The 1996-nt window shown below is 69.9% G+C and carries 4 protein-coding genes; 1 reads left to right on the forward strand and 3 read right to left on the reverse strand.

The genetic code is table 11. The features are described 5' to 3' along the window. Nucleotides 1-173 precede the first annotated feature (173 nt). Genes ACFWUZ_RS36225 through ACFWUZ_RS36235 form a run of 3 tightly spaced genes read right to left on the reverse strand, consistent with a single transcriptional unit; the run spans nucleotide 174 to nucleotide 1329 of the window. Nucleotides 174-440, reverse strand: a complete 267-nt coding sequence (locus ACFWUZ_RS36225) for a DUF4235 domain-containing protein (RefSeq protein ID WP_384382373.1) — start codon at nucleotides 438-440, stop codon at nucleotides 174-176. Beyond that, nucleotides 437-919, reverse strand: a complete 483-nt coding sequence (locus tag ACFWUZ_RS36230; protein ID WP_384382375.1) for a DUF3618 domain-containing protein — start codon at nucleotides 917-919, stop codon at nucleotides 437-439. The genes ACFWUZ_RS36225 and ACFWUZ_RS36230 overlap by 4 nt, the downstream gene beginning before the upstream one ends. Then, nucleotides 916-1329, reverse strand: a complete 414-nt coding sequence (locus ACFWUZ_RS36235) for a phage holin family protein (RefSeq protein ID WP_384382377.1) — start codon at nucleotides 1327-1329, stop codon at nucleotides 916-918. The genes ACFWUZ_RS36230 and ACFWUZ_RS36235 overlap by 4 nt, the downstream gene beginning before the upstream one ends. A 356-nt stretch (nucleotides 1330-1685) precedes the next feature. On the opposite strand from ACFWUZ_RS36235, the gene ACFWUZ_RS36240 reads away from it, so the two are divergent. Continuing rightward, the gene (locus tag ACFWUZ_RS36240; RefSeq protein ID WP_384382379.1) at nucleotides 1686-1847 is read left to right on the forward strand and encodes a hydrophobic protein; all 162 of its coding nucleotides are present in this window, start codon (nucleotides 1686-1688) and stop codon (nucleotides 1845-1847) included. Nucleotides 1848-1996 lie beyond the last annotated feature (149 nt).

Raw genomic sequence — 1996 nt, forward strand, 5'->3', positions numbered from 1 at the left:
CCCCGCCGGCCCCAACCTTAACCCTGGAATCACCCCCGCCCGGTACCGCGGGGCCCCCCCCCCCCCCCCCCCCGGCCGGGCGCCACCCCCCCCCTTTATGGGCCCGGGGGGTTGGCCGCCCATGCCGTGCGGTGCCGGCCGGATCGAGGGATCCGGCCGGCACCGCGGGTGGGTCACCCCGGCCAGGTGCCGGTCAGACGGCGTACCGCCACGGCGCCCGATCGGTCGACCGAGGCCTTGACCACAGCGAAGATCGCTCCCTGGATCGCCGCGGCGAGCAGGATCTGCTTCCACGTGCGGTCCTCGTCCGTGGCATCCGGGGCATCACCCTGCCCCTCGATGATCTTCCAGGCCTGCTTGAACGCGGCGCCCGCGACCATGCCGCTCGCCGCTCCCAGGGCGAGTCCGACGGGCTTGTAGGCGATCCCGGAGGCCTTCATCGGCGACGTCCGCGGCTGCGACGGACCAGCACGAGCGCGATGATCAGAGCGCCGGTGATCAGGAGCGGAGTGCGGTTGCCGCGTGCGACCGTCGCGGCTTGGCCGGCCTTCTCCAGCAGCGGGTCGGGGGTCTTGTCCGCCGCGTACTGTCCGGCGCGGGTCGCGCTGTCCCACACCTGCGCGGCGGCCTGGGCTGTCTTGTCCAGGACCGGGTCGGGGGTCTTGTCCCGCACCAGCTGGGCGGCTTGTCCCGCCTTCTCGCGGACCTGGTCGGCGATCAGAGAGGCCTTCTCGGCGGTTTGGTGCTTCATTGCGGCGGTCTTCTCCTTGGTTTGGGCCTTGATGTCGGCCTTGGCGGCCAGGGCCTCGACGGTCTGGCCGAGTTCGTCGCGCGTGCGCTCGACCTTCTCGCGCAGCTCTGCGGGGGTGGGCGTCTCGGAAGCAGGAGTGCCGGGGGTGGGTCGGGATTGGTCGTTCATCGGTGTGCCTTCTCCTTGATCTCGGCCACGTCGGCCTTGACGCTGTCCAGGGTCTGCTCGGGTAGCGGGGCGCCGGCCTTGGTGATCTGACGCTTTCCGGCCAGCGCGGTGACCGCGGCGGCGGCGGCAAGCGTGCCGGTGACGGCGAGGGCTGCCACCCACACCGGCAGGACCAAGGCGAGGGCGGCGATGCACGTGGCCAACAGGGCTTGGGCGGTGAGGAGCCCGAGGGCGCCCGCCGCAGCGAAGAGACCGCCGCCCCTCCCGTAGCGCTTGCCCTTCTGCGTCATCTCCGCGCGGGCCAGCTGCATCTCCTGACGGACCAGCTCCGCGATCTGCTGGGAAGCGCGCGTGACCAGGACGCCCGCCGAGTCCTCCACCACCTGGTCCTGCCGCTCTCTCGTGCTCACGGCCGAAAGCCCTGGGCGGGCTGGTGCCGGACTGGGGAGCGAGCTGCCATCGCGGGTCCTCCTCGTTGTGCCGTGCATGCCGTGGTCGAGGCGCGCTTACCCCGCCAGGGCCTCAACACCCGCCCCACGAGCAAGAGCTCTGCGCAGTCCGGCGCAGCAGTAGGTCAGAGGGTCAGCCGGTACAGGGCGGTGACGGAAACCGCGGCTCCCCCATCGGCGGGCCAACAAGCCGTCGGAGCGCATACCGCAGCATGCGGGCCGGATCTTCTGCCCAGTCATCGAGATAAGAATCAAGTAAGAATCGAATGCATGTCCTGAATGCGATAGGGCACACGGTGCTTCGGAGGTTGATAACTATGGTTCCCCTGCTTCTCGTTCTTCTGCTGGTCCTGATCCTCTTCGGCGCGGGTTTCGCGGTGGAGATTCTTTGGTGGGTGGCTATCGCAGTCCTGATCCTGTGGCTGATCGGTTTCGTCGCCCGGCCCAAGGGCGGTAGTGGCCGCTGGTATCGCTGGTAGCCCTACGCACGGCGCAGTTCTGACACGGCATGGCGGTGGGGGGGGGGGGCCCGGGGGGGGGGGGGGGCCCCCCCCCCCCCCATGCACACAAAAAAAACCCCACACACACCACCCAACAACCACGAGGCGTGTGGGTTGGGGTAGTTGTG

Source organism: Streptomyces sp. NPDC058646 (genome assembly GCF_042716875.1).
Taxonomy (GTDB): domain Bacteria; phylum Actinomycetota; class Actinomycetes; order Streptomycetales; family Streptomycetaceae; genus Streptomyces.

Coding starts and splice junctions, on each gene's coding strand:
- ACFWUZ_RS36240 (WP_384382379.1), top strand. CDS start 1,686: ATGGTTCCCCTGCTTCTCGTTCTTCTGCTGGTCCTGATCCTCTTCGGC.
- ACFWUZ_RS36230 (WP_384382375.1), bottom strand. CDS start 919: ATGAACGACCAATCCCGACCCACCCCCGGCACTCCTGCTTCCGAGACG.
- ACFWUZ_RS36225 (WP_384382373.1), bottom strand. CDS start 440: ATGAAGGCCTCCGGGATCGCCTACAAGCCCGTCGGACTCGCCCTGGGA.